Genomic DNA, 26,857 nt, shown 5'->3' with positions numbered 1-26,857 from the left:
GCCGAAGGGAGCGCCGGGGGCGGGGGTACCTTCTACACTGTCAATGGACACCAGGCGGCACACGGCCTCCACCAGCATGTCCTGCTTATCCTGAAAATAGTCTTCTAATTGTTCACGATACATGATGTAGTCTCCTTCGTGTCACGGGTAAACAGCTATCCTCCACATTGTAGCGCAGCGGGACGTAAAAAACAAGGGAAGAAAGGTCGAAAAAGGGACCCCTTGTGGCAGGTAGGCTTACTCCTCCTCGTGGTGGCCTGCCAGCTCTCCCAGGTACTTGTACACCGTGTACCGGGACACGCCCAGGTGCTTGGCCACATAGGGCACGGATTTACGGAAGGAAAAGGCGTTTTTCTGCTCCAGCATGGCGATCATGCGCAGGCGGTCTTTCTTGTTCAGGGCATCCACCGGCTTGCCCAGGGCGGCCAGGCACCGCTCGAAGAGGTCAGCCAGCTGCTTGGAGTCCCCCTCCTGCCACAGGGCGGATTGCAGATCCGAGCTGGCGCTCATGAGATCCACCAGGATGCGGTTGGCAAACACCAGGGAGGTGTAGTCGAAGTTGATACCCAGGGCCAGGTTATAGTCCTCCCCAATCAGGTGAAAGGTGGAGGACTTGGTCTGCCGTCCGTCGGGGGTGGTGGCTGCCAAGTTGACAAAGTCGGTGACCGAGGAGTCCTCGTCCAGCTCCAGGCCGATGCCCAAAATATCCATGGTAGAACCCACCTCACGGCCGGAAACATGGCCGTTATAGATGGACAAAATGGGGTGGGAGGGGACTCCCATGTCATGCACCAGGGTTTCACAGGAGGAGCCGAACATCTCGGCAATGCCCCGGGCGGTGCGGTCTAAAAATTCAAAGGCCTCGTCTCGTGTCATGAAGAAGCCCTCCTTCTCTACAAAATGTCAACCTTTATTGTACTAAAATTGGAGTGGGTTGGCAAGGGGGAAGCCCTCAAGTCTCCACCTCTAATGAAAATTCGTGCCGCTATGCGGCACACCATAACGATTAACGATTCATTTTTCATGATTCATTAAAACCCGCCCCGGTGGGGTGCAACGTCTGCACGCCACCGGGGCGGGTTTCTCATTCTCCCATGAACCGGGATAAAAATTCCCGGGTTCTGGTCTCTCGGGGATTGGTAAACACGTCCTGGGGGTCGCCCTGTTCGCAGATGACCCCGTCGGCCATGAACACCACGTGGTTGGACACGTCCCGGGCAAAGGCCATCTCGTGGGTCACCACCAGCATGGTCATACCCTGCCGGGCCAGATCCCGCATGACGGAGAGCACCTCGCCCACCATCTCGGGGTCCAGGGCGGAGGTGGGCTCGTCAAAGAGCAGCACTTCCGGCTCCATGGCCAGGGCCCGGGCAATGGCCACACGCTGGCGCTGACCGCCGGAGATCTGCCGGGGCCGGGCGTTGATGTAGGGGGCCATGCCCACCTGCTCCAAATACTTCATGGCGTTTTCCTTGGCCTCAGCCTTGGACTTTTTCAGCACCTTCACCTGGCCCACCATGCAGTTTTCCAGCACCGTCATGTTGTTGAACAGGTTGAAGGACTGGAACACCATGCCCACCTTGGAGCGGTACTGGCAGGGGTTGAAGCCCCGGGCGGTGATGTTCTCCCCGTGGAAGAGGATGTCCCCGGCGGTGGGGGTCTCCAGGAGGTTGATGCACCGCAGAAGGGTGGACTTACCGGAGCCGGAGGCGCCGATGATGGAGGTCACGTCCCCGGGACGGACGGTGAAGTCAATGTCACGAAGCACCTCGTGCTTGCCAAAGGACTTGGACAGGTGCTGCACTTGTAAAATGGCGTCATTCATATGTACTGTCCTCCTCCTTATTTCTTATCAAAGGGATTACTGCGGTTGGGGTGGCTGTACGTCCCGGCGGTCATGGTGAGGGAGTCAGTCTGCACCAGCTCGTAGTTGTCCGACCCGTCCATGTACTTTTCGATGAGCCGCAGGGCAGCCGAGGCGATGAGGGTCATGGTGAGGTAGCCGATCATCTCGATGGCGGCGGAGGGGAAGTACATGTTGTTCACGCCCACGATGTAGCGGTGGAAGGCAAAGAACTCGGTGAAGCTGATGATGAACATCACGGAGGTGTCCTTGATGTTGATGATGAAGTTGTTGCCGATCTGGGGGATGATGTTGCGGATGGCCTGGGGCAGGATGACGCAGGTCATGGTCTGGAAGTGGTTCATACCGATGGCCTTGGCGCCCTCGGTCTGGCCGGGGTCAATGGAGATGATGCCGCCACGCACCGACTCGGCCATATAGGCGCCGGTGTTGATGGACACCACGATGATGGAGGCCAGCCAGATGCCCTCTGTACCCTTGAAGGACATGGCAGAGCCGAAGAAGTAGGGCAGGCCGTAGTAGATGAACACCGCTTGCAGCACCATGGGAGTGCCACGGAACACCTCTACATAGATGCGCACGATGACCCGAATGGCCTTGAGGATGATGCGCTTGGGCAGGGAGTCCTGCTTGGCGTAGGGGATGGTGTTCAAAATGCCGCACACCAGGCCGATGATACAGCCGATGATGGTGGCTACCACCGCCAGGATGATGGTGTTTCTGATGCCGTTGAGATACCCTGGGTAGTAATTTTGCCAGAGTAGGGCCATATCCTGGCCCAGCTTGAGAAAGCGATCCATAGAGGTTTGCTCCTTTCACGGATAACCCCCGTCACCCGGCAGGGGCCGGGTGGCGGGGGAAGGTCAATTAGACGGCGGGCTGGACGGCGATGGCCTGGTCCATGATGGCGTTGAAGTGCTCCTCGGTGAGCTCAGAGAGGACGGCGTCCATGGCGTCCTTCAAAGCGGTGTTGTCCTTCTGCACGGAGATGCCGATGTTCACGTTCTCGGCCCGCTCCTCCTCGCTTTGGAACTGGAAGTCCCCGTCGGTGCCGGAGAAGTTGAGGATCACCAGGTTGTCGTCCTTGGCCGCGGCAGCCATGGCGGTGGGCATGTCGGTGCAGATGAAGTCAGCCGTGCCGGTTTGCAGCTGCATGATCATGGCAGGGGCGTTGTCAGCGGGAGCCAGCAGGTTAGCGCCCTCGATCTGGGGCAGGCAGGAGTCGTACCAGATGGTGCCGGACTGGGCGGTGCAGGTGCCGCCAGCCAGGTCGGCAATGGAGGTGGCGGAGGCGTACTCGCTGTCCTTGGTGGTGACGCACACGATGGTGGCGTAGTAGTAGGGGCCAGCCATATCCACTTCCTTCATACGGTCAGCGGTCATGGACTGTCCGGCGATGTTGGCGTCCATGGTGCCAGCCTGGACGGCGGGGGTCAGGGAGTCCCAGGCGCTGGAGACGATCTCCAGCTCCCAGCCGTAGGCCTCGCAGATGCGCTTGGCGATCATCACGTCGTAGCCGTTGGCGTAGGAGCCGGGGACGTTGGAAATTTCCACAGCGCCGTTGGAGTCGTCCATCTGCATCCAGTTATAGGGGGCGTAGGCACACTCCATGCCCACGGTGAGCACGCCGTCCTCCACACCCAGGATGGTGGAGGTGTCCACGTCGGTGAAGTCAGGCACGGCGGGAATCTCCACACCGGGGGTGGCGCTGGCAGCGCCGTCGTCCGTCTTGGATCCGGTCTCGCCGCCGCAGGCAGCCAGGGACAGGCTCATCATTCCGGCCAGCATCAGGGCCAAAGCTCTCTTTTTCATGATTTCATTCCTCTTTCCTTTTTTGTTGATGGGGTAAAACAAAAGACCATGAACCGCGTGATGCGATCATGGCCAACAAACCCCCATCCAAAGCCGGACGGGAACGCTGTTTCCTCCATGATAGCGCTTCACACATGTTGTGTGACAGTCCGCAGGGTATTTCCCTGCGGCCCAGGCACAGACAGCCGGACCAGCTTATCTGCCCTTCGGCGGCGACGCCCTTCCCCCACGGCCTTTGTCCATGCCTTGGGTGGGGTACTCATCGTAACCGCGCCTCTATCAGTGGTTCATTTTGGCGTATTATATCTCCCCCGGACAAGTTTGTCAACGGGAAATGGGATTTTTGGCAAACCTGCCCGGGGAAGAGGAGGGGGGACGGGGAAACTATGGGGAATTTGTCATCTCTTTACCGCCTTGCCCCGGCGTTTGGCGATGGTCACCACGATGGAGGACAGGGCGAACAGGGCGATGGCGTTGGGGATGACCATGAGGTTGTTGAACAGGTCGGTGAGACCCCACACCAGGTCGTTGGACATGGTGGTGCCCAGGAAGATGAACACCAGAGCCAGCACACCGTACACGGGGGCGGCCTTCTTGCCGAACAGGTACATCACGTTGATCTTGCCGAACAGGTTCCAGCCCAGCACAGTGGAGAAGGCGAAGAAGAACAGGCAGATGGCCACGAAGATGGCGCCAAAGTGGGCGCCGAGCACGGTGCCAAAGGCGGTCTGGGCCAGGTTGGCACTGTTGAGGGTGGCGGTGATGTCCCCCACATAGCCCCCAGCCAAGGGGCCGTCGTGGGTGTACAGGGTGGAGATGACCACCAGGGCGTTGAGGGTGAGTACCACAAAGGTGTCGATGAACACGCCGATCATGGCCACCACACCCTGCTCGTGGGGGTCTTTCACGTTGGCCTGGGCGTGGGCGTGGGGGGTGGAGCCCATGCCTGCCTCGTTGGAGAACAGGCCACGCTTGGCGCCCTGGCTGATGGCGGTCTTGATGGCGTAGCCGAAGCCGCCGCCGATGATGGCCTGGGGCTGGAAGGCATAGCGGAAGATCATGGCGAAGGTCTCGGGCAGGTAGGTGATGCGGGCAATGAGCACCACCAGGGCACCCAGCAGGAACACTGCGGCCATGAGGGGCACCAGCTTCTCGGTGACGGCGGCCAGACGCTGCACCCCGCCCAGGAAGATGAAGGCACAGATGACCACCAGCACTACGCCCATCACCCAGGAGGGCACACCGAAAGCGGTCTGGAAGGTGGAGCCGATGGAGTTGGACTGCACCATACAGCCCATAAAGCCCAGGGCCAGAATGATGGCCACGGCAAAGAAGCCCGCCAGGAATTTACCAAAAGCACCCCGGAAGGCGGTGGTAATATAGTATACGGGGCCGCCGTGGACGTGGCCGTCCTTGTCAATGACACGGGTGTGGATGGCCAGGGTGGCCTCGGCATAGATGGTGGCCATGCCGAAGAAGGCGATGACCCACATCCAGAAGATGGCGCCGGGGCCGCCGGTGAGGATGGCCCCCGAGGCGCCGACGATGTTACCGGTACCCACCTGGGCGGCAATGGCGGTGGCCAGGGCCTGGAAGGAGCTCATGCCCTGCTCCTGGGCCCCGCCCCGCAGGGACAGGGAGCCAAAGACCTTTTTCATGCCCTCGCCAAAGCAGCGCACCTGGACAAACCGGGTACGGATGGAATAAAACAGGCCAACGCCAATGAGCAAAAACACCAGAATGTAGCTGGATAGATAGTCATTCAAGGCGTTGACCAGGGGTAAAAGTGCTGCTTCTGCTTGCTGTAACATAGAATATCCTCTCCTTTTCCTTACCACAAAACAAAAACAGGCTGCGGAGGAGAGTCCGCAACCTGAGGAAACGCTGTGCCAGCACCAGCTCCCAAAGGGGGAGCGGGCGTGCCGCATGTATGATTTCCTCTGTCCTTTTGCCTGAGAGATTGGCCAAAACCCGCGGTTTTGACGTTGCACCTTCGGCACCCATTGCTGAGCTTCTCCAGAGATACATCCACGCACAGTCCTCACCCCACTGTGGGGAACCTGAGAGTGTCACTCCTTCGGTAGGCCATCGCCGGCCTTTTCCTGCACGCTTCGTCTGTCCTTGTTTTGTTGTGATGGACATTATACCGCCACATGCGGACAGTGTCAAGGGAGATTTTGCACAGTAAAGTGACGGAGAGCGCGCCAGAATTTGGACGTACCCCCTAGGGGCCCTTGGGGACAGGCTTGCCGGCCGGGGCTTGCTCCGCAGGGTGGCTTTCTGATGGGCAGAAAGTCACCAAAGACCCACCAAAGGGAGATCCCTTTGGAAACCCCATGTTTTTATGTTTGTACCGGGTTGGGGCCCAAGTCGGCCCTGGGCCTGGTAGGCTGGTTGGATGGCCCGACGCACCTCTGGGCAGTTTCTACTCCGCTGGCAGTTCTCTCTCCTTCCACCAGGACCTCAAGTCTGGGTGGAGCGGCCTCGCCCGGCCGCCGTCGGCCGGGGTGCGCCACAGGTAGGGCCGAAACGGGGAGAACGGTGCACCAGCCCAGCAGCGACCGAGCAAAAGAGAGCTGTGTTCCCTCCTGGTATGGCAACTACCCTTCGGCCCGGCCGGGGAAGCAACTCCTGACAGCCCAGAACAGCGGGGTGGATTCCACAAGGAGGGGGAAGGCCCCTCCTTTGGCGGGTTTTCGTCCATTTTGCCCGGTCAAAATGGACCCCAGCGGAGCGAAAAACAGGCTGGCAGGGTCTAAACTCACCTCAGACAGAGGAACAAGCCCACCCACACGCCCCAGTCAGGGGGCTTTTGGGTGGGGCAACGCCCAAAACATACTGAAATTTCAATTTCCTCTTTTTTCTCTAAAAAGGATATGATATACTACATAAGTTAAAATGGGTTTTTCTACCCAAGCACTGAACCAGAAAGGAAGCGCACAACATGGGTTTGTTTACAAAAATATTTGGCACCCGTTCCCAGCGGGAGGTCAAGGCGCTCACCCCCATCGTGGATAAAATCGAGGCACTGGGCGAGGAGATGAAAGCCCTCTCCGATCAGCAGCTGCGGGCCAAAACCGACGAGTTCAAGGCCCGTCTGGCAGCGGGTGAGACCCTGGACGACATCCTGCCTGAGGCCTTTGCCGTGTGCCGGGAGGCAGATGACCGTGTGCTGGGCATGCGCCCCTACCGGGTGCAGCTCATCGGCGGCATCATCCTTCACCAGGGCCGCATCGCCGAGATGCGCACCGGCGAAGGTAAGACTCTGGTGGCCACCCTGCCCGCCTACTTGAACGGCCTGTCCGGCAAGGGCGTACACGTCATCACCGTCAACGACTATCTGGCCAAGCGTGACTCGGAGTGGATGGGCAAGGTCTATCGCTTCCTGGGCCTCACTGTGGGTCTGGTGGTGCACGGGGTGGATAAGGAGGCCAAGAAGAAGGCCTACCAGGCGGACATTACCTACGGCACCAACAACGAGTTCGGCTTTGACTACCTGCGGGACAACATGGCCATCTATGCCAAGGAGCTGGTGCAGCGGGGCCACAACTTCGCCATCGTGGACGAGGTGGACTCCATCCTCATCGACGAGGCCCGTACCCCTCTGATCATTTCCGGCCAGGGTGAGAAATCCACCCAGCTCTATCAGCTGGTGGACAACTTCGTGGCCCGGCTCAAGTGCCAGCGGATGACCTCCGTGGACGCCAAGGAGGAGGAGGCCGCCGATATCGACGCCGACTACATCGTGGACGAGAAGGCCCGCACCGCCACCCTCACCGCCCGGGGCATCGCCAAGGCCGAGCAGCAGTTCAATGTGGAAAACCTGGCTGACCCCGAGAACACCACCCTGTCCCACCACATCAACCAGGCCATCAAGGCCCGGGGCGTGATGCGCCGGGACATCGACTATGTGGTCAAAGACGGCGAGGTCATCATTGTGGACGAGTTCACCGGCCGCCTGATGTATGGCCGTCGCTACAACGAGGGTCTGCACCAGGCCATTGAGGCCAAGGAGCACGTCACCGTGGCCCACGAGTCCAAGACTCTGGCCACCATCACCTTCCAAAACTACTTCCGCCTCTACGACAAGCTCTCCGGCATGACGGGTACCGCCATGACCGAGGAGGAGGAGTTCGGCCAGATCTACTCTCTGGACATTGTGGAGATCCCCACCAACCGCCCCGTGGCCCGCGTGGACCGCCCCGACCAGGTGTACAAGACCCAGGCGGGCAAGTACCGGGCCGTGGTGGAGCAGATCAAGGCCTGCCACGAGAAGGGCCAGCCTGTGCTGGTGGGTACCGTGTCCATTGAGATTTCCGAGCTGGTGAGCAAGCTGCTGACCCGGGCGGGCATCCCCCACAACGTCTTGAACGCCAAGCACCACGACAAGGAAGCAGAGATCGTGGCCCAGGCCGGCAAGCTGGGGGCTGTCACCGTGGCCACCAACATGGCTGGCCGTGGTACCGACATCACCCTGGGCGGCAACGCCGAGTACATGGCCAAGGCCCTGCTCCGCCGCCAGGGCATGAGCGACGAGCTTTTAGCCGAGTGCGACGGCCACGCCGACACCGACAACGAGGAGATTCTCGCCGCCCGCCAGGCGTTTGCCGAGGCGGAGGCCCAGTTCAAGCCCGCCATCAAGGAAGAGGCGGAGAAGGTGCGGGCAGTGGGCGGCCTGTTCATTCTGGGCACCGAGCGCCACGAGTCCCGCCGCATTGACAACCAGCTGCGGGGCCGTGCCGGCCGTCAGGGCGACCCCGGCATGAGCTGCTTCTACCTGTCTTTGGAGGATGACATCCTGCGCCTGTTCGGCTCCGAGCGCATCCAGGCCATGATGGAGAAGCTGGGCGTGGACGAGGACACCCCCCTGGATCAGAAGATGCTCTCCGGCGCCATCGAGTCCGCCCAGAAGCGGGTGGAGTCCCAGAACTTCCAGATCCGTAAGACGGTGCTGGAGTACGACGACGTGATGAACACCCAGCGTGAGGTCATCTACAAGCAGCGCCGCCAGGTGCTGGACGGGGAGGATGTCCACGCTGCCATTGAGAACATGCTCACCAACACCGTCACCAACCTGGTCTCCGGCCACGCCGGGGAGCTGGGCAAGCTGGACCAGGAGGGCTTCCAGGTGGCCATGGCTCCCTGGGCCAATGTGATGTTCACCAAGGAGCAGCTGGATGAGGTGAAGGGGGAGCTGGACACCCTGTCCACCCAGGCCCTCACCGACAAGCTGCTGGAGCTGGCCCAGGCCAACTACCAGACCCAGGAGCAGGCCATTGCCCAGCAGCTGGCCGAGGCAGGCCAGACCAATATCCAAAACCCCATGCGGGAGCTGGAACGGGTGGTTTTGCTGCGTGTGGTGGACGAATACTGGATGGATCACATCGACGCCATGACCGAGCTGCGCCAGGGCATCGGCCTGCGGGCCTACGGCCAGTCCGACCCTGTGGTGGAGTACAAGCGGGAAGGCTACGACATGTTCGAGGAGATGATCGCCGCCATCCAGGAGGAGACGCTGCGGCGGCTGTTCCTGGCCCGCATCCGCACCAACCAGGGCATCCAGCGCCAGCGGGTGGCCAAGGTCACCGGCGAGTCCGGCGGCGCCACCGAGTCCGCCCCCAAACAGCCCACCAAGAAGGGTGAGCGCATTGGCCGCAATGACCCCTGTCCCTGCGGCTCTGGTCTGAAGTGGAAGAAGTGCACCTGCGCTGAGTACCACAGCCAGGAGCAGTGATCAAACAGCAGGGACTGACCAACAAATCGGGAGGAAACCCAACATGACGATTGTCCAGAAGCAGCAGGAAGGTGTGACCTTTTTTGCCTCAGAGGAGATGGAGCAGGCGGGCGGGGTCGCCCACGGCTTCTCCACCCGCCTGGGGGGTGTGTCCCAGGGGATGTGGGCCTCTTTGAACTTGGGCGTGAGCCGGGGGGACGACCCCGACCATGTGCGGGAGAATTACCGTCGGTTTCTCGCCGCTGTGGGGGCACAAGGCCACCGCATGGCCATGTCCAACCAAGTCCATGGCAGCCATGTGCGGGTCATTACCCAGGCGGATGTGAAGGAAGATCCCTATGAGAAGGTGTCCTATGAGGCCGACGGGCTGGTCACCGACCTGCCTGGGGTGACGCTGGTGATCTTCTCCGCCGACTGTCTGCCTATTTTGTACTATGATCCCGTGCGCCAGGTGGTGGGGGCTGCCCACGCCGGGTGGCGGGGCACTGCCGCCGACATGGCCGGGGCAGTGGTGCGTAAGATGGAGGAGGTCTACGGCTGCCAGCCCCAGGACATTCTGGCCGCCATTGGCCCCGGCATCGGCGCATGCTGTTTTGAGACCCATGAAGATGTGCCCAACGCCATGATGGCCGCCTTTTCTACCCCGGTGCTCCAGTATCTCCACATCCAGGAGAACGGCAAGTACTCGGTGGACTTAAAAGGGATCAACCGGATGCGGCTGGAGAAGGCGGGGCTGCTGCCGGAGCATATCGGGATCTGTGACCAGTGTACCAGCTGCCACCAGAAGCTTTTTTGGAGCCACCGCTGTGTGGGTACCAACCGAGGCTCCATGGCCGCTGCCATCCAGCTGCGATGAGCAAACAGCCCAGACTGCTGGCCCTGGCTCTGGCCGGGGCGGTGATGCTCAGCGGATGCGCAAGCTCCACCCAGGAGCAGGTGTCCGCCTCGCCGGTGGCTCCCACCGCCACCACACAGCCCATCCAGGCCGGAGTGTTTTCCCTGGCCTGGGACCCCAAGCAGTCCATCCACCCCATCACCGGCACCAACGGGGTGAATTTACAGCTGGGGGGGCTGGCGTACCAGGGCCTTTATGAGCTGGATGGCAGCTTTCAGCCCCAGCCCCGGCTGGCCACCGGAGCCACAGCCGGTGCCGACGGCCTGACCTGGACCATAGAGGTGGCCCAGGGGGTGCGCTTTTCCGACGGCACCCCCCTCACCGCCGCCCAGGTGGTGTCCTCTCTGGAGCTGGCCCGCACCAGCCCCCGGTACCAAAGCCGCCTGTCCGCCGTGCGGGGGGTGCGCCAGACCGGGGAATACACCGTAGAAGTGACTCTGTCCGCCCCCAACGCCTATTTTACGTCACGATTGGACATTCCGGTGGTGGCGGAGCGGGAGGGGCAAGACCCCCTGGGCACGGGGCCGTATATGCTGGGGGACGGGGCACTGACCCCCAATCCCAACAGCGATCAGGCGGACAGCCTGCCGGCGGATCACATTCCCCTGGTGGAGGTGAGCACCCCCGACGGGCGTATGGCCGCCTTTGACAGCGGGGAGGTGTGGATGGACAGCACCGAGTTCTTCTCCCCCGGCGCCCTGGGCTACTCCGGCACCTGTGAGGTGTGGGACTACCCCACCACCCAGCTGCTCTACCTGGGCTTCCACACCCAGGGGGGTGCTTGTGGAGATGAAGGGGTGCGCCGGGCCATTTCCGCTGCCCTGAACCGGGAGAGTTTGGTGGAGGTGCAGCTGTCCGGCCACGGAGACCCTGCCGCCTGGCCCATCTCCCCTGTGTGGGGGGAACTGCCCCAGGTGGAGGTGGAGGCGGGTACGTCCTCTGGGGCCACCCTGAAGCTGGTGGTGAACAACGATAACACCGCCCGGGTGCAGGTGGCACGGCAGATCGCCGTGCAGCTGGAGGGGGCGGGCTTCACCGTGACGGTGGAGGAGCTGGCCTGGGAGGACTATGTGTCCGCCCTGGAGCGGGGCCGCTTCGATTTGTACCTGGGCCAGGTGCAGCTGACCTCTGACTTCGACCTCACACCGCTGCTCACCGGGTCTTTGGCCTACGGGGGCGCCCAGGGGGAGGTGCAGACCCTGCTGGACGCCTGGCGAAAGACCGGGGGTCAGGTGGAGCTGGAGGCATACCTGACGGGCTTTGCCCAGAAGGCGCCGCTGGCGCCCATCTGTTTTTTGAAGGGCTCCCTGCTGGTGCGGTGGGGTCTGGTGACGGGGGTGTCGCCCACCCAGGCAAACCCCTATGCCAATGTGGCTGAATGGACGATTTGGTCGTCTGTGGAAGATAAACAATCAGCAGTTCAAGGGGACAGCTGATCTGCCCCCATAGAAAGACAAATAAGGGAGAGTGTGGCAATGAGCATGGTATTTCGCTGCTTTGTGGAAAAAAAGCCCGGCTTTGACGTGGAGGCAGGGCACCTGTTGGGAGAGCTGAAAGGCCCTCTGGGTGTGGATACCCTCACCGGGGTGCGGGTGATCCGCCGCTACGACGTGGAGGGTGTGGAGCGCAGCGTCTATGACGCAGCCCGCACCACCATCCTCTCCGAGCCTCAGGTGGACGGCATCTGGGACGAGGAGATGCCTCAGCTGCCCCAGGGGGCGCACACCATTGTGGCTGTGGAGGCCCTGCCCGGTCAGTATGACCAGCGGGCGGACTCCTGCGCCCAGTGCATCCAGATGATGACCGGCGGTGAGCGCCCCACAGTGCGCTGTGCCACCGTGTATGTGCTGGAGGGGGCGCTCACGGCAGAGCAGCTGGACAAGATCCGCCACCATCTCATCAACCCCGTGGAGAGCCGTGAGGCTTCTCTGGACAAGCCGGAGACCCTCCAGAGCCAGTACCCTGTGCCCGAGGCAGTGCCAGTGCTCCACGGCTTCACCCAGATGGACAAGGCTGGGCTGGAGGGGCTGCTGGCCCAGTATGGCCTGGCCATGGATCTGGCGGACCTCACCTTCCTCCAGGGCTACTTCCGGGACGAGGAGAAGCGGGACCCCACCCTCACCGAGGTGCGGGTGGTGGACACCTACTGGTCCGACCACTGCCGCCACACCACCTTCTCCACCCATCTGGACAGCATCAGCGTCCAGCGGGAGGACGTGAAGGCCGCCTATCAGCGGTATTTGGATGCCCGTGTGGAGGTGTACGGAGAGGAAAAGGCCGCCAAGCGGCCCCAGACCCTCATGGACCTGGCCACCATCGGTGCCAAGACCCTGAAAAAGCGTGGTCTGCTCCCCGAGCTGGACGAGAGCGAGGAGATCAACGCCTGCTCCATCCACGTCCCCGCCCAGGTGGACGGTAAGGAGCAGGACTGGCTGCTGATGTTCAAAAACGAGACCCACAACCACCCCACTGAGATCGAGCCCTTCGGCGGTGCCGCCACCTGCATCGGCGGGTGCATCCGTGACCCCTTGTCGGGGCGTGTATATGTCCACCAGGCCATGCGTGTCACCGGCGGCGGCGACCCCACTGTGCCCTTTGACCAGACCATCCCCGGCAAGCTGCCCCAGCGCAAAATCGCCCAGACCGCTGCCGCTGGCTACTCCTCCTACGGCAACCAGATCGGCCTGGCCACCGGCCACGTGGCGGAGGTCTACCACCCCGGCTACATCGCCAAGCGCATGGAGTGCGGGGCTGTGGTGGGCGCTGCCCCTGCCGACCATGTGCGGCGGGAGGTGCCCGCCCCCGGCGACGTGGTGATCCTGCTGGGTGGCCGCACCGGACGGGACGGCATCGGCGGCGCCACCGGCTCCTCCAAGAGCCACAACATGACCTCTCTGTCCACCATGGCCAGTGAGGTGCAGAAGGGCAACGCCCCAGAGGAGCGCAAGATTCAGCGTCTGTTCCGCCGGGGCGACGTGACCCGTCTCATCAAGCGGTGCAACGACTTCGGCGCCGGCGGCGTGTCCGTGGCCATTGGCGAGCTGGCCGACGGCTTGACCATCGACCTGGACGCTGTGCGCAAGAAGTATGACGGCCTGGACGGCACCGAGCTGGCCATCAGCGAGAGCCAGGAGCGTATGGCCGTGGTGGTGTCTCCCGAGGACGCCGAGGCCTTCATGGCCGCTGCTCACAGCGAAAACCTGGAGGCCTATCAGGTGGCTGTGGTCACCGAGAGCCCCCGCATGGTCATGACCTGGAAGGGCCAGACCATTGCCAACCTGAGCCGTGCCTTTTTGAACACCAACGGCGCTGTGAAGCATGCCCAGGTGGAGGTGCCCCAGGGCACTGTGAAGCCCGTGGGCGGCGTGTCCAACCTGCGGGACATGGCCGGGAGCCTGAAAAGCGCCTCCCGTCGTGGCCTCACCGAGCGGTTTGACGGCTCCATCGGGGCTGGCAGCGTACTTATGCCCTTCGGCGGCAGAAGTCAGCGCACCCCCGCCCAGGCTATGGCGGCCCTGTTCCCTGTGGAGCCGGGCCAGGAGACCGACCAGGCCAGCCTGATGGCCTGGGGCTTTGACCCCGACTGGATGAGCGCTGACCCCTACCGGGGCGCTCAGGCCAGCGTCATTACCTCTATGGCCAAGATCGTGGCCGCTGGTGCGGACTATAAAAAGGCTTATCTCACCTTCCAGGAGTTCTTTGAGAAGCTGCGGGACGAGGCCAAGCGCTGGGGCAAGCCTTTCCAGGCGCTGCTGGGTGCTCTGGATGCCCAGCTGGGTCTGGAGTGTGCCGCCATCGGCGGCAAGGACTCCATGTCCGGCTCCTTTATGGAGATGGACGTGCCCCCCACCCTCATTTCCTTCGCCATTGCCCCCGTGAAGGCAGGCGAGGTGGTCACCCAGGAGTTCAAGGCCGCAGGTCACCCCGTGTACCTCTTCGGCGGGGCGGAGCTTACCGACTATGAGGCACACCGCAATGCCTTCCAGCAGTTCCACGCCCTGTGCCAGTCCGGAAAGGTGGCCGCTGCTTGGGCGGTGGAGAACGGCGTGGCCGAGGGCGTGATGAAAATGGCCCTGGGCAACGGCGTGGGCTTTGCTGCTGAGAGCGGTGTCAACGCCCCCTGGTACGCTCCCTGCCCCGGCATGGTGATTGCCGAGTGCACCGAGGCAGTGGAGGGCGGGGTCCTGCTGGGCTACACCAACGACTCCGGTGCCATCACCATCGGGGATGACTCTGCCACCATTGACGAGCTGCTGAAGCTCAATGATCGTGTGCTGGAGCCTGTGTACCCCACCGACGCTGGCCTGTCCGGCGACGTGGAGGCTATCTCCTGCGAGAGACGTTCTCCCGCCGTGTTCTCTGGCTCCATTGCCAAGCCCCGGGTGGTGATCCCCGTGTTCCCCGGCACCAACTGCGAGTTTGACTCTGCCCGGGCCTGCCAGCGGGCGGGCATGGACACCGAGATCGTGGTGGTGCGCAACCTCACCGCCGAGGATCTTCAGCAGTCCGCCCTGGAGCTGGAGCAGGCCATTGCCAGAAGCCAGATCATCTTTGTCCCCGGCGGCTTCTCCGGCGGCGACGAGCCGGACGGCTCTGCCAAGTTCATCTGCTCCTTCTTCCGCAACCCCCGGCTCACCGATGCGGTGCATGACCTGCTGAAAAACCGGGACGGCCTGATGCTGGGCATCTGCAATGGCTTCCAGGCCCTCATCAAGCTGGGCCTGGTGCCTTACGGCGAGATTCGGGACATGGACGACACCTGCCCCACCCTGACCTACAACACCATCGGCCGTCACCAGAGCCGCTACGTCACCACCCGGGTGGCCTCGGTGCAGTCTCCTTGGATGCTCAAGTCCCAGGTGGGCGACCTGCATTCCATCGCCATCTCCCACGGCGAGGGCCGCTTTGTGGCTCCCGAGAACGTGGTGCGTGAGCTCATTGCCAACGGCCAGGTGGCAACCCAGTACGTCAATCCCATCACCGGAGCTCCCACCATGGATATGGTGGGCAACCCCAACGGCTCCGTGTGCGCCATTGAGGGTATTTTCTCCCCCGATGGCCGGGTGTTCGGCAAGATGGGCCACTCCGAGCGGCGGGGGCCCCATGTGGGTGTGAACATCGTGGGGGACAAGATGCAGCCCATCTTTGAGTCCGGCGCGCTGTACTTCAAATAAGCAGCACAACACAAGCCCCCCAGGCCAAAGGCCTGGGGGGCTTTCCTGTTCAGGCAACGATCCCCCGGACCTCGTGGTCCGGGGGATCCGTTATGCCTGTTTTTCTTTCTGCCGTTGGATCATCCGGTGCATGCCGCCGGTGCCAAAGGAGAAGATCCGGTTGACCCGGCTGATGGTGGCGGAGCTGGCCCCGGTCTTCTCCAAAATCTCGGTGTATACCAGCCCCTGGTCCAGCAGACGGGCCACATCATACCGCTGCTCCATGGCCCGCAGCTCTCCCACGGTACACAGATCGTCGAAGAAGGCACAGCACTCCTCCACACTCTCCAGCTGTAAAATGCTCTCGTACAGCGCCATACTGCGCTCCTTGCTCGCTACTTTGGGCATAGGCTCCTCCTTGCGTCTTGGTGAATGATTGTAAAATCATCCTAACACATTGAAGCGGTAAAGTAAACAGGATTTTCGCAAAATCCTCCCCCTTCGCTTTGCGCCCGCCCGGCGGACGTGGTATGATAGGGGAGAACAGCCAACAAACACGGAAGGGTGAGTCCCATGAGTTCCACAGCCAAAGTGATACGACCCCACATCGCCCCGGGCAGAAGGGTGCTGGCCATCAGTGACATCCACGGAAACCTGCCTTTTTTTCGGGGTGTGCTGGAAAAAGCCAAGTTTTCCACCCGGGATGTGCTGATTTTGGTGGGAGACCTTTTTGAAAAGGGGGAGGAGAGCCTGAACCTGCTGCGTCATTTGATGCACTTGAGCCAGACCCACACCGTATACCCCCTGTGCGGCAACTGTGACCACCTGGATGTGATTTTTTTGGAGGGACGGCCCGGCATTGACGAGGCTTTGTGGCCGGTATTTCGCACCTGGGACCGCCGCTCCCTCATTCTCCAGATGGGGGCGGAGCTGGGGCTGCATCCCAGGGGACCGGAGGATCTGCCCCAGCTGCGCCAGGCCATCCTGGAACAAATGCCCCGGGAGGTGGCATATTTGCGCTCCATGGCCCACATCCTACAAGCAGGGCGGTACATTTTCGTCCACGGCGGCATTGACCGGGAGGAGGACTTGGAGTCCCTGCCCGCCTACGGCTGCATGAAAAACGACAACTTCGTGGGCCAAAACCGCCGCTTCTCCCGCTGGGTGGTGGTGGGCCACTGGCCGGTGACCCTCTATCGTACCGATATGCCGGTGGCCCGCCCTTGGCGCAAGGAAGATCAGCACATTGTCTCCATTGACGGGGGATGTGTGCTCAAGGTGGATGGGCAGCTCAACGCCCTCATCATCCCGGATGTGAACCGGGATGACATGGACTATGTGGCCTATGACGGACTGCCGGTGGTCACTGCCTTGGAGGAGCAGTGGCCCTCCCAGGACTCCTTCAACATCCGCTGGAGCGACAGCGTGGTGGAGGTGCTGGAGGAACAGGAGGATGTGTGCCTGTGTCGTCACAGCTCCACCGGGCGGGAGATGTGGATTTTGCGGGACTATCTCTACACCCGCCAGAGTGACGGGCTCACCCACACCGAGGACGCCACCGACTATGAGCTGCCTGTCAAGCCCGGGGAGCGGCTGGCCCTGGTGGCCCAGTGCAGCTTGGGCTATCTGGTGAAAAAGGACGGAGTGACAGGCTGGTACCGGGGAGACATCCAGCGGCCGCCCGAGAGCGGAGTGAATTGACAAAAATCCCCCATTGCAACATTCCCCAACCTCTGATATACTGCATCGGGGCTTTGCCCCTACTATGATGGAAATGAGGAACTACCATGACCAATCGTTATGATATTATGGTGCTGGGTACTGGCGAGGCGGGCATTTTCGCCGCCTATGAGCTGGCCCTGCGCTGCCCCGAGGCCAAGGTGCTGGTGGTGGATCAGGGTGCTGACATCTACCACCGCAGCTGCCCCATTGTGGCGGGCAAGGTAAAGACCTGCATCAACTGCCCCGTGTGCGACACCATGTGCGGCTTCGGCGGCGCTGGCGCGTTCTCCGACGGCAAATTCAACTTCACCACCGACTTCGGCGGCTGGCTCACCGACTTCCTGCCCCAGGACGAGGTGATGGAGCTCATCGACTACGTGGATAGTATCAATGTGGAGCACGGTGCCACCACCCAGTGCTTCTCCACCACCACGCCCCAGGCCCGGGAACTGGAGAAGAAGGCCCTGGAGTTCGACCTGCACTTGCTCAAGGCCCGGTGCAAGCACTTGGGCACCGAGAACAACCTGCGCATTCTCACCAACATCTATGAGCACATGCAGGACAAGCACGACTTCCGCTTCCGCACTGCCATCCGCTCCATCACCGTGGAAGAGGACGGTACCTACACCCTGGAGAGTGAGAACGGGGAGAAATTCAATGCCCCCTACCTCATTGCCGCCCCCGGCCGTTCCGGGGCGGAATGGTTTGCCAACCAGTGCAAGGGGCTGGGGCTGGAGCTCATCAACAACCAGGTGGACATCGGCGTGCGGGTGGAGCTGCCCGCCACCGTCTTTGAGCACATCACCGATGCGGTGTACGAGTCCAAGCTGGTCTACCGCACCAAGCAGTACGGCGACCAGGTGCGTACCTTCTGCATGAACCCCTACGGCCATGTGGTGGCGGAGAATGTGGAGGGCATCAACACCGTCAACGGCCACTCCTATTCCGACCCCAAGCTGCAAAGCCGCAACACCAACTTCGCCCTGCTGGTGTCCAACCGCTTCACCCAGCCCTTCAATGAGCCTTACCGATACGGCAAGCACATTGCATCCCTGTCCAATATGCTGGCAGGGGGCGTGCTGGTGCAGCGGTTTGGGGATCTGGTGTCCGGCATCCGCACCAACGAGCACCGACTGAGTAAGTCCTTTGTGCGCCCCACCCTCACCGCCGCTGTCCCCGGCGACCTGTCCCTGGCTCTGCCCAAGCGGCAGCTGGACGACATCATCGAGATGATCTATGCCCTGGACAAGCTGGCTCCCGGCACCGCCAACTACGACACTCTGCTGTATGGAGCTGAGGTGAAGTTCTACTCCGCCCGCATCTCCCTCTCCAACCAGCTGGAGACCGCCCTGCCCGGCTTCTTCGCCATCGGCGACGGGGCCGGTGTCACCCGAGGCCTGGCCCAGGCTGGAGCCTCCGGCGTGAAGGCCGCCCGGGTCATTGCCCAGCGGGTCAATGAAAATGAATAATGAAAAATGAAGAATGATGGTGTGCCGCTTTGCGGCACGGATTCAAAAGCCCTCGGCAGAGTTTTCCCGCCAGTAGGCGGGAAAAGAAATTGAAATCCGTTTTTTCCGGGGACATGCGCATCGGAAAAAACACTTCTCAGCCCGCCAGTGTGGCCTCGGGTCGCCCGTTGACCCAAGGCTGCATGCAGCGGGCTGCATCCCCTCGAAAAAATGCTCGCATTTTTGAGAAGCGTGTCGAAGTTTTCGACACGCTCAAACACCCCGCTGTGCACGTGGCACGGCGGGGTGTTTTTTGGTGGAGGACAGGACTTGCACACACACTTCCACAGCTTCCACAAAGTTTTCCACATGGTGTGCGAGTTGTGGGCGGCTATCCATACATATGGTGTCAAGTGTTATTTTGTGACAAAAACTGTCATTTTCCAACGCAAAAGCGCTGGAAAATTTGGGAAGTTATGTCTTCTCGTACCACTCGGCCGGTGAGCTCGCCCAAATGGGTGAGGGCCTCTTCCACATCGGTGAGCACGGCGTCGGGGGAGAGCCCTGCCTGGAGGGCCTGCTGAGCCCGGGCCAGACAGTCCCGGGCCTGGGCGGCGGCCTGGGCCTGGCGGGCGTTGGTCAGGAGGGTGCCCGGGCGCAGGCCGGGGTCCTGGGGATAGAGGCGGGAGATGGCCAGCTCCAGCTGGTCGATGCCGTCCCCGGTGAGGGCGGACAGGGCCACCGTCTCCACTCCGGCAGGGGGCGCAGGCTGGGGAACGGCGGCGGGCAAGTCCTCCTTGTTGTACACCAAGATGGTGGGGCCGTGGGCGGCGGCCAGGGAGAGAAGCTCCTCTTCCTCGGCATCTCGGGGCCGGGAGGCATCCACTACCACCAGGGTCAGTTCAGAGCGGCGCAGGGCTTCCCGGCTGCGCTCCACCCCCAGCTGCTCCACCTGATCGTCGCTGTCCCGCAGTCCGGCGGTGTCAATGAGGCGCAGCAGGATGCCACCCAGGTTCAGCCGCTCCTCCACAGTGTCCCGGGTGGTGCCGGCAATGGGGGTGACGATGGCCCGGTCGTAGCCCAGAAGGGCGTTGAACAGGGTGGACTTTCCGGCGTTGGGCTTGCCCACAATGGCACAGGGGACGCCCTCTGCCAGGGCACGGCCCCGGCGGTAGGTGGCCGCCAGATTGTCCAGCTTTTCCTCCGCCTGATTCAGGGCCTGGGCGATCTCCTGGGCCTCGAAGGGGTCGATGTCCTGGTCGGGGTAGTCCAGCACGGCGTGGAAGTGGGCCATGAGGTAGGTCAGCTGCTGGTAGATGTCGTCGATGGTGCGGGCCAGAGCACCGCCCAGCTGTCCGGCGGCCTGGTACACCGCATCCTGGGACTCGGCGTGGATGAGGTCAGCCACCGCCTCGGTGCGGGTGAGATCCATTTTCCCGGCCAAAAAGGCCCGCTGGGTGAACTCGCCTGCCCGGGCCTGGCGCACCCCGCAGTGAAACAGGGCTTCCAAGACCATGGACAGCAGCACCGGGGAGCCGTGGCATTGCAGCTCGGCGGTGTCCTCTCCGGTGTAGCTGTGGGGGGCACGGGAGACGGTGGCCAGACAGTGGTCCAGTTCCAGCCCGTCAGGGCTGTGGAGGGTGCCGTAGACCAGCATCCGGTCGGGCTGCTGTGACATGGGGGTGCCTCCGGCGGGGGTGAACACCTGCTCCAGGGCGGAAATGGCCTGAGGCCCGGAGAGACGGACAATGCCAATGGCGGAGGCCTGGTGGCCGGTGGCGATGGCGGCAATGGTATCATTCATAAAAATTCACCTCGTCAATCTAGGGGTGTGTGTGCAAAATTTACACAGGGATGGTTGCACAGCCTGTCAGGTTATGGTACAATAACGGCAGTGTCGCCGTTGGCGGGGGCAAATCCCGTCCGCCATAGCATCTCTATGGTACAATGGAACACAGGAAAAATCAACAAGAAGGGCGGAGGTGCCAACCATGGCAGACTTGCAAATGGTATCCTACAAACTGGAGGATCTCCAGTTTTTCAACAAGCTGGAAAAGGCCGGACAGGTGCAGCTGGAGAACAATTCCAACTTCACTGTGAAGTACACCGCAGATTCCACCAAGTGCATGGCCAAGCTGTATCAGTGTGTGAAGGACAAGACAGACAACCCCGATCATCGCTTCTTTGTGTCCGTGGAGCTGGTGGGCCTGTTCCAGATCAACGGTGAGGTCACCGAGGAGGACAAGAAGGAGTTCCACGTCCGCTGCTATGAGCAGCTGTTTTGCTACGCCGAGACTCTGGTGGGTCAGGTGTGCGGGGCTGGTGGAATGCCCAACTTCCGCCTCATGCGCCGTGCGATGAGCAAGGACTCTGTCCAGATCAAGCAGAACAATCAGTAAAAATGGGAATTGGCCGGATGCGTTGTCATCCGGCCAATTTTTTAGCTTTTTTCCTCAAAGGTGGCGCCGCAGGTGCGGCAGTGCACGGTGATACGCCCCTTGCCCCGGGGCACCCGCATCTGCTGGCCGCAGTTGGGGCACTTGAAGTAGCGGTGTTCCCGGTCTTTCATGCGGTTGCGCATGGTGCGCAGCCGGTGGCACATGGGCCGCACCGCCTGGAGAAACCGGGTGTTCTCCCTCCGGCGGCGGTCAATATCCCGGGATAGCATACGAAATACCACCACAAACAGCAGCACCAGGACGATCCAGTCCAACACCCACAGCCTGGAGACCAAAAAAACCAGGTACAACACCAGGTAGGTGACCATGAGGAAAATATTGAGCTGATCCATGCCATAGCGGCCGATCATAAAACGGGTTAATTGCTGACGAATCACAGGCTCTTACCTCCTGAACGTATCGGACAGGGTTACTTTATTGTCATCCTTATGATAATCTTAAGAATTGCCAACGTCAATGGGGTAACGGTAAACAAAATGTGAATTTGGCGGTTGTATGCCGGGGAAAAGGCTGATATAATGGCTGGCAGTACAAAGATCGGAGGGATGGCCCTATGCCACGCATTGACAAGACGAACTATTATCTGGATATTGCCCAGACGGTATCTGAGCGCTCCACCTGCCTGCGCCGCCACTATGGGGCCATCATCGTCCAGAACGACGAGATCGTCTCCACCGGCTACAACGGAGCACCCCGGGGGAGAAAAAACTGCATTGATTTGGGCTACTGCACCCGGGAGGCTATGAATATCCCCTCCGGGGAGCGGTACGAGTTGTGTCGTTCAGTGCACGCCGAGGCCAACGCCATTATCTCCGCCTCCCGCCGGGAGGTGCTGGGTGCTACCTTATATATGGTATGTGTGGACCCCAAGAGTCGAGAACTGATTGCCGGGTCCACATCCTGCTCCATGTGCCGCCGTCTCATCATCAACGCCGGCATTTCTCAGCTGGTGATTCGGGACACGCCCGCGGAATACCGCATTGTGGACGTGGAGAAGGAGTGGATTGAAGAGGACGACTCCCTGCCTGCCCACCTGCGGGAAGGACAGGGGAGCGGCTGTGGCTGCGGTGGCTGCTGCTGTGGGTAATGAATAATGAAGAATTGTGGTGTGCCGCGAAGCGGCACGGGTTTCAAAGACAGGGGTGCGTGACGCTCCAAAGGCTCCCTTGTGTAAAGGGAGCTGTCAGCCGCAAGGCTGACTGAGGGATTGACCGTCTAACCGCCCAAGGTTCCGGTTTGCCAGCCTGGCAGGGACGCTACCCGCTGGGGGTGACTTTTGTCCGGGCAAAAGTCACCAAAACCCGCCTAGGGCTTTCCCCCCTAGGTACCCCCTGGGGTACGAGGCTGGGCGTGCGTCAAGTTGCTTTTCGGCCCGTTTTGTCTGGCTGTGGCTCCTGTTTGTGCCACCATACCAGGCCACCCTGGGCAGCTGGCCCTATGGCTGGGCGGTTTCCACCTCCGGGCCTACCTTGCAGCAGCGGCGTTCCCGCCGCGGTCAGCCAGACCACCGGCAGCTGGGAACAGCTGCACACCAGGGTAAGGCCCTGGCAGTAGAAGTACCAACTGCCAGAGAAGTATGCACCTCCCACAGATGTTTTGCACCATCCATGTGACCCCACCGGGACAAGGGCCGACAATAGATGGACGCAGGGACACCCAGTACCGCGGGGTGGATTCCACAAGGAGGGGGAAGGCCCCTCCTTTGGCGATTCTTTCCCCGATTTCTTATCGCTAAGAAATCGGGCCCAGCGGAGCGTAACCCCCTGGCTGGCAAGCCGGAAAAGAGAAGGTCAAACTGCACACAAAAACGCCCCAGGTTCCTCCGAAACTGGTGGAGTTTTCGCCGAAAAAGATTAAAATTTCCCTTGACTTTGCAAAATGGATATAGTACAATAATCAAGCGCGTGAAAAGCGCGCATATGCGATGATGCGGGAGATTGCTCGTGAAAACGAGGTAACTTCCGCGGAGTATGTCCGAGAATCGGGCGGCTGAGAGACTCATCCACGGCGTATATCGCCGGGAATGGGTGAAACCGGCCAGCTTTGTGCCGGTTTTATTCATGGCCTGGAGTGATACGCACGGAAACGTGGACGAAGTTTTTCACCGTACGAAGGGACGACCAATCATCACTTCGTATGTTATTAAGGAGGAAAACCCAAATGGCAGCTCAGAAAGAAATGATTCGCATTCGGCTCAAGGCTTACGATCACCAGCTGATCGACCAGGCCGCCGAGAAGATCGTGGAGACCGCCAAGCGCTCCGGCGCCACCGTCTCCGGCCCCATCCCCCTGCCCACCAAGAAGGAAGTGGTCACCATCCTGCGTGCTGTCCACAAGTACAAGGACAGCCGTGAGCAGTTTGAGCGTCGCACTCACAAGCGTCTGATCGACGTGGTGAAGCCCTCTGCCAAGACTGTGGAGGCTCTGATGAGCCTGGACCTGCCCGCCGGCGTGGACATTGAAATCAAACTCTAAGAAGTAAGACAGAGCCTGATTTCACACAACTTTGTTGTACCCGCAGCTCACCGCTGAAATTGAGGTGAGCGGGTCATGTTGGAAAACCAATGAGCGCCCAATGTCTCACGTTTTTCAACCAATAACCTTATTTAAGGAGGAATACACATGGAAAAGGCCATTATCGGCAAGAAGGTGGGCATGACCCAGATCTTCGATGAAGCCGGCAAGGTCATCCCGGTCACTGTCATCCAGGCAGGCCCCTGCACCGTGGTGCAGAAGAAGACCGAGGAGAAGGACGGCTACACCGCCGTTCAGCTGGGATTTGATGAAGTCCCCGAGCGCAAGCTCTCCAAGCCCGAGGTGGGCCACAGCAAGAAGTCCGGCAAGGTCCTGCGTGTCCTGAAGGAGTTCAAGCTGGATAACGCCGCCGAGCTCAATGTGGGCGATGAGATCAACGCCACCGTGTTTGCCGCCGGCGACCGCGTGGACGTGACCGGCATCAGCAAGGGTCACGGCTACCAGGGCGTCGTCAAGCGCTGGGGCGCTCACACCCTGAAGAACACCCACGGTACCGGCCCTGTGCACCGTCACGCTGGTTCCATGGGCTCCAGCACCGATCCCTCCCGCATCTTCAAGGGCAAGATCGGCGCCGGTCAGATGGGCAACGAGCAGGTCACTGTGATGAACCTGGACGTTGTCAAGGTTGACGAGGAGCTGGGTATCATCGCTGTGCGTGGCGCCATCCCCGGCCCCAAGGGCGGCGTGGTTGCTCTGCGCAGCTCCGTCAAGAAGGTCATGGAGAAGAAGATCACCGAGGCTGGCCGCGTCAATCCTCAGAAGGCTTCTGCCCGTGTCAATCCCCAGAAGGCCTCTGCGCGTAACAAGTAAGAAAGGAGAGAATGACAAATGCCTAAAGCTAACCTTTATGATATGGCCGGTAAGCAGATCGGCGAGGTCGAGCTCTCCGAGTCCATCTTCGGCATCGAGCCCAACCAGTACGTCGTTCATGATGTGGTCAAGAATCACCTGGCCAACTGCCGTCAGGGCACCCAGAGCGCTCTGACCCGTGCCGAGGTTTCCGGCGGTGGCCGTAAGCCCTGGCGTCAGAAGGGCACCGGTCACGCCCGTCAGGGTTCCACCCGTGCTCCCCAGTGGACTCACGGTGGTATCGTGTTCGCTCCCAAGCCCCGTGATTACAGCTACACCCTCAACAAGAAGGTGAAGCGCCTGGCTCTGAAGTCCGTTCTGTCCGCTAAGGCTGCCTCCGGCAACGTGCTGGTGGTGGACGGCCTGGGCATGAACGAGATCAAGACCAAGACCTTCCAGGGCTTCCTGAACACCGTGGAGGCCAACAAGGCTGTGGTTGTCACCAGCTGCGCCAACGTGGTCAAGTCCGCCCGCAACATCCCCGGCGTGGTCACCACCCCCGCCAACCTGATCAATGTCTATGACATTGTCAACGCCAACCAGCTGATCATCGACAAGGCTGCGCTGGCCACCATCGAGGAGGTGTTCGCCTAATGAAGACCGCTTACGATATCATTAAGCGCCCCATCGTCACCGAGAAGTCCATGATCCTGGCTGCCGACAAGAAGTACACCTTCGAGGTCGCCAAGTCCGCCAACAAGGTGGAGATCGCCAAGGCTGTGGAGGAGATCTTCGGTGTGAACGTGGCGAAGGTCAACACCCTGAACATGCAGGGCAAGGTCAAGCGCATGGGCCGTTATCCCCAGGGCCGTCGGGCCAGCTGGAAGAAGGCCGTTGTGACTCTGACCGAGGAGTCCAAGACCATCGAGTTCTTCGAGGGTATGGTGTAAGAGGAGGAAATTGAACTATGGCTATTAGAGTATACAAGCCCACAACGCCCTCCCGCCGTCACATGACTGTGTCCGCCTTCGAGGGCATTGACAAGAAGGCTAAGCCGGAGCGCAGCCTCACCGAGGTGCTCCAGAAGCATGCCGGCCGCAACAGCTACGGCCGCATCACCGTCCGCCATCGTGGCGGCGGCAACAAGCGCAAGTACCGTATCATCGACTTCAAGCGTGATAAGAACGGCAGCGCTACCGTCATCAACCTGCAGTATGACCCCAACCGCTCCGCCAACATCGCCCTCATCGAGTATGAGGACGGCGAGCGCCGCTATATCCTGGCTCCCGTGGGCATCAAGGCCGGCCACATCATCATGACCGGCGCCGAGGCTGACATCCTGCCCGGCAACTGCCTGCCCATCGCCAACATCCCCGTGGGTGAAATGATCCACTGCATCGAGCTGTATCCCGGCAAGGGTGCTCAGCTGGTTCGTTCCGCCGGCGTGGCTGCTCAGCTGATGGCCAAGGAGAACGGCATGGCTCAGGTGCGTCTGCCCTCCGGCGAGGTCCGCCTCATCCGTGAGGAGTGCAAGGCCACCATCGGCCAGGTGGGCAACACCGATTGGGCCAACATCCACATCGGTAAGGCCGGCCGTAAGCGTCACATGGGTTGGCGTCCCACCGTGCGTGGCTCCGTCATGAACCCCAATGACCACCCCCACGGCGGTGGTGAGGGCAAGAGCCCCGTGGGTCGTCCCGGCCCTGTCACTCCCTGGGGCAAGCCTGCTATGGGTTACAAGACCCGCAAGAAGAAGAACCCCACTGATAAGTTCATCGTCAAGCGTCGTAACGGTAAGTAAGGAGGCAGTAAAAGATGAGCAGAAGTATCAAGAAAGGCCCCTTTTGCGCTCCCGAGCTGCTGAAGCGGGTGGACGAAATGAACAAGGCCAACGAGAAGAAGGTTCTGAAGACCTGGAGCCGTGCCTCCACCATCTTCCCCTCCTTCGTGGGCCACACCTTTGCTGTGCATGATGGCCGCAAGCACGTGCCCGTCTATGTCACTGAGGACATGGTCGGTCACAAGCTGGGCGAGTTTGCTCCCACCCGCACCTTCAAGGGTCACGCGGGCAGCAAGACTGGTAAGTAAGGAGGAGAGATAGAATGGAAGCTAAAGCAACACTGAGATACATTCGTATCTCTCCCCGTAAGGTCGGCATCCTGTGCGACCTGATCCGTGGCAAGAGCATCGCTCAGGCCAACGCCATCCTGGCTCTGACCCCCAAGGCTGCTGCTGAGCCCCTGATGAAGCTGGTCAACAGCGCCGCTGCCAATGCCGAGAACAACCACGGCATGGACCCCGAGAAGCTGTACGTTGCTGTCACCTTCGCCACCCCCGGCCCCATCATCAAGCGCTTCATGCCCCGGGCCCGGGGTCGTGCCTATCGCATCAACAAGAGAACTTCTCACGTGACCGTTGTGGTCAAAGAGCGCTAAGTAAGGAGGTC

General features: G+C 61.1%; 23 protein-coding genes and 2 riboswitches. Of the genes, 15 read left to right on the top strand and 8 right to left on the bottom strand.

What is annotated here, in order from left to right:
- Positions 1-237: 237 nt before the first annotated feature.
- From H9X86_RS07035 to H9X86_RS07015, 5 genes are all read right to left on the bottom strand, one after another.
- Positions 238-876 (bottom strand): helix-turn-helix transcriptional regulator, encoded by a 639-nt coding sequence (locus H9X86_RS07035; protein WP_204900835.1) that lies wholly within the window; start codon positions 874-876, stop codon positions 238-240.
- Positions 877-1,084: 208 nt separating this feature from the next.
- Positions 1,085-1,825: an amino acid ABC transporter ATP-binding protein gene (locus H9X86_RS07030; RefSeq protein ID WP_207752617.1), complete on the bottom strand. Its 741-nt coding sequence runs from the start codon at positions 1,823-1,825 to the stop codon at positions 1,085-1,087.
- A gap of 17 nt (positions 1,826-1,842) precedes the next feature.
- Positions 1,843-2,664, bottom strand: coding sequence for an amino acid ABC transporter permease (locus H9X86_RS07025; RefSeq protein ID WP_204900834.1), 822 nt, complete (start codon positions 2,662-2,664; stop codon positions 1,843-1,845).
- Positions 2,665-2,731: 67 nt separating this feature from the next.
- Positions 2,732-3,676, bottom strand: coding sequence for a transporter substrate-binding domain-containing protein (locus H9X86_RS07020; protein WP_204900833.1), 945 nt, complete (start codon positions 3,674-3,676; stop codon positions 2,732-2,734).
- A gap of 113 nt (positions 3,677-3,789) precedes the next feature.
- A riboswitch (Lysine riboswitch) is annotated at positions 3,790-3,963 on the bottom strand.
- 111 nt (positions 3,964-4,074) lie between these two features.
- Positions 4,075-5,487 carry an alanine/glycine:cation symporter family protein gene (locus tag H9X86_RS07015; protein WP_204900832.1) on the bottom strand — a complete coding sequence of 471 codons (1,413 nt, stop codon included), beginning with the start codon at positions 5,485-5,487 and terminating at the stop codon, positions 4,075-4,077.
- 119 nt (positions 5,488-5,606) lie between these two features.
- Positions 5,607-5,706: riboswitch (glycine riboswitch) on the bottom strand.
- Between the two features lie 914 nt (positions 5,707-6,620).
- On the opposite strand from H9X86_RS07015, the gene secA reads away from it, so the two are divergent.
- From secA to H9X86_RS06995, 4 genes are read left to right on the top strand one after another with little or no spacing between them, the layout of a single operon-like run.
- Positions 6,621-9,410 (top strand): preprotein translocase subunit SecA, encoded by a 2,790-nt coding sequence (secA, locus tag H9X86_RS07010; protein ID WP_204900831.1) that lies wholly within the window; start codon positions 6,621-6,623, stop codon positions 9,408-9,410.
- A gap of 43 nt (positions 9,411-9,453) precedes the next feature.
- Positions 9,454-10,266: a peptidoglycan editing factor PgeF gene (pgeF, locus tag H9X86_RS07005; RefSeq protein WP_204900830.1), complete on the top strand. Its 813-nt coding sequence runs from the start codon at positions 9,454-9,456 to the stop codon at positions 10,264-10,266.
- Positions 10,263-11,741 (top strand): ABC transporter substrate-binding protein, encoded by a 1,479-nt coding sequence (locus tag H9X86_RS07000; RefSeq protein WP_204900829.1) that lies wholly within the window; start codon positions 10,263-10,265, stop codon positions 11,739-11,741. Before pgeF ends, H9X86_RS07000 begins: the two co-directional genes overlap by 4 nt.
- Before the next feature lie 39 nt (positions 11,742-11,780).
- Complete coding sequence (locus H9X86_RS06995) at positions 11,781-15,479, top strand: phosphoribosylformylglycinamidine synthase (RefSeq protein ID WP_204900828.1); 3,699 nt, start codon at positions 11,781-11,783, stop codon at positions 15,477-15,479.
- Positions 15,480-15,569: 90 nt separating this feature from the next.
- Here H9X86_RS06995 and H9X86_RS06990 read toward each other — a convergent pair whose 3' ends face one another.
- Complete coding sequence (locus tag H9X86_RS06990) at positions 15,570-15,866, bottom strand: YerC/YecD family TrpR-related protein (RefSeq protein WP_204900827.1); 297 nt, start codon at positions 15,864-15,866, stop codon at positions 15,570-15,572.
- 165 nt (positions 15,867-16,031) lie between these two features.
- Between H9X86_RS06990 and H9X86_RS06985 the strand changes: the two genes are divergently transcribed.
- Positions 16,032-17,159, top strand: a complete 1,128-nt coding sequence (locus H9X86_RS06985; protein ID WP_204900826.1) for a metallophosphoesterase — start codon at positions 16,032-16,034, stop codon at positions 17,157-17,159.
- An 86-nt stretch (positions 17,160-17,245) separates the two neighbouring features.
- Positions 17,246-18,649 (top strand): NAD(P)/FAD-dependent oxidoreductase, encoded by a 1,404-nt coding sequence (locus H9X86_RS06980; protein WP_204900825.1) that lies wholly within the window; start codon positions 17,246-17,248, stop codon positions 18,647-18,649.
- A gap of 415 nt (positions 18,650-19,064) precedes the next feature.
- Here the strand turns inward: H9X86_RS06980 and mnmE are convergent, their stop codons facing one another.
- Positions 19,065-20,432: a tRNA uridine-5-carboxymethylaminomethyl(34) synthesis GTPase MnmE gene (gene mnmE / locus H9X86_RS06975; RefSeq protein ID WP_204900824.1), complete on the bottom strand. Its 1,368-nt coding sequence runs from the start codon at positions 20,430-20,432 to the stop codon at positions 19,065-19,067.
- Between the two features lie 187 nt (positions 20,433-20,619).
- Between mnmE and H9X86_RS06970 the strand changes: the two genes are divergently transcribed.
- Positions 20,620-21,027, top strand: coding sequence for a protein-export chaperone SecB (locus H9X86_RS06970; RefSeq protein WP_204900823.1), 408 nt, complete (start codon positions 20,620-20,622; stop codon positions 21,025-21,027).
- Between the two features lie 41 nt (positions 21,028-21,068).
- Here H9X86_RS06970 and H9X86_RS06965 read toward each other — a convergent pair whose 3' ends face one another.
- Positions 21,069-21,464 (bottom strand): hypothetical protein, encoded by a 396-nt coding sequence (locus tag H9X86_RS06965; RefSeq protein ID WP_204900822.1) that lies wholly within the window; start codon positions 21,462-21,464, stop codon positions 21,069-21,071.
- A 176-nt stretch (positions 21,465-21,640) separates the two neighbouring features.
- On the opposite strand from H9X86_RS06965, the gene H9X86_RS06960 reads away from it, so the two are divergent.
- The 8 genes from H9X86_RS06960 (at position 21,641) to rplV (ending at position 26,846) form a co-directional block, all read left to right on the top strand.
- Positions 21,641-22,174: a deoxycytidylate deaminase gene (locus H9X86_RS06960; protein ID WP_204900821.1), complete on the top strand. Its 534-nt coding sequence runs from the start codon at positions 21,641-21,643 to the stop codon at positions 22,172-22,174.
- 1,073 nt (positions 22,175-23,247) lie between these two features.
- On the top strand, positions 23,248-23,562 hold the full coding sequence (gene rpsJ, locus H9X86_RS06955) for a 30S ribosomal protein S10 (protein WP_087230559.1): 315 nt from the start codon (positions 23,248-23,250) through the stop codon (positions 23,560-23,562).
- A 147-nt stretch (positions 23,563-23,709) separates the two neighbouring features.
- A complete protein-coding gene (gene rplC, locus H9X86_RS06950; protein WP_204900820.1) occupies positions 23,710-24,432 on the top strand; it encodes a 50S ribosomal protein L3 in 723 nt (240 codons plus the stop codon).
- Between the two features lie 18 nt (positions 24,433-24,450).
- Positions 24,451-25,065 carry a 50S ribosomal protein L4 gene (gene rplD / locus H9X86_RS06945; RefSeq protein ID WP_204900819.1) on the top strand — a complete coding sequence of 205 codons (615 nt, stop codon included), beginning with the start codon at positions 24,451-24,453 and terminating at the stop codon, positions 25,063-25,065.
- Positions 25,065-25,361, top strand: coding sequence for a 50S ribosomal protein L23 (gene rplW, locus H9X86_RS06940; protein WP_204900818.1), 297 nt, complete (start codon positions 25,065-25,067; stop codon positions 25,359-25,361). Before rplD ends, rplW begins: the two co-directional genes overlap by 1 nt.
- 17 nt (positions 25,362-25,378) lie before the next feature.
- Positions 25,379-26,212 (top strand): 50S ribosomal protein L2, encoded by an 834-nt coding sequence (gene rplB / locus H9X86_RS06935; RefSeq protein ID WP_204900817.1) that lies wholly within the window; start codon positions 25,379-25,381, stop codon positions 26,210-26,212.
- A gap of 14 nt (positions 26,213-26,226) precedes the next feature.
- Positions 26,227-26,499 carry a 30S ribosomal protein S19 gene (gene rpsS / locus H9X86_RS06930; RefSeq protein WP_087230545.1) on the top strand — a complete coding sequence of 91 codons (273 nt, stop codon included), beginning with the start codon at positions 26,227-26,229 and terminating at the stop codon, positions 26,497-26,499.
- A gap of 14 nt (positions 26,500-26,513) precedes the next feature.
- Positions 26,514-26,846 carry a 50S ribosomal protein L22 gene (gene rplV / locus H9X86_RS06925; protein ID WP_204900816.1) on the top strand — a complete coding sequence of 111 codons (333 nt, stop codon included), beginning with the start codon at positions 26,514-26,516 and terminating at the stop codon, positions 26,844-26,846.
- The last annotated feature ends 11 nt before the right edge of the window (positions 26,847-26,857 follow it).

It is taken from the genome of Pseudoflavonifractor capillosus, assembly GCF_016902575.1.
Taxonomy (GTDB): Bacteria; Bacillota; Clostridia; order Oscillospirales; family Oscillospiraceae; genus Enterenecus; species Enterenecus capillosus_A.
The sequence above is the reverse complement of the archived record's forward strand: the minus strand, read 5'-3'. Positions and strand labels throughout refer to the sequence as shown.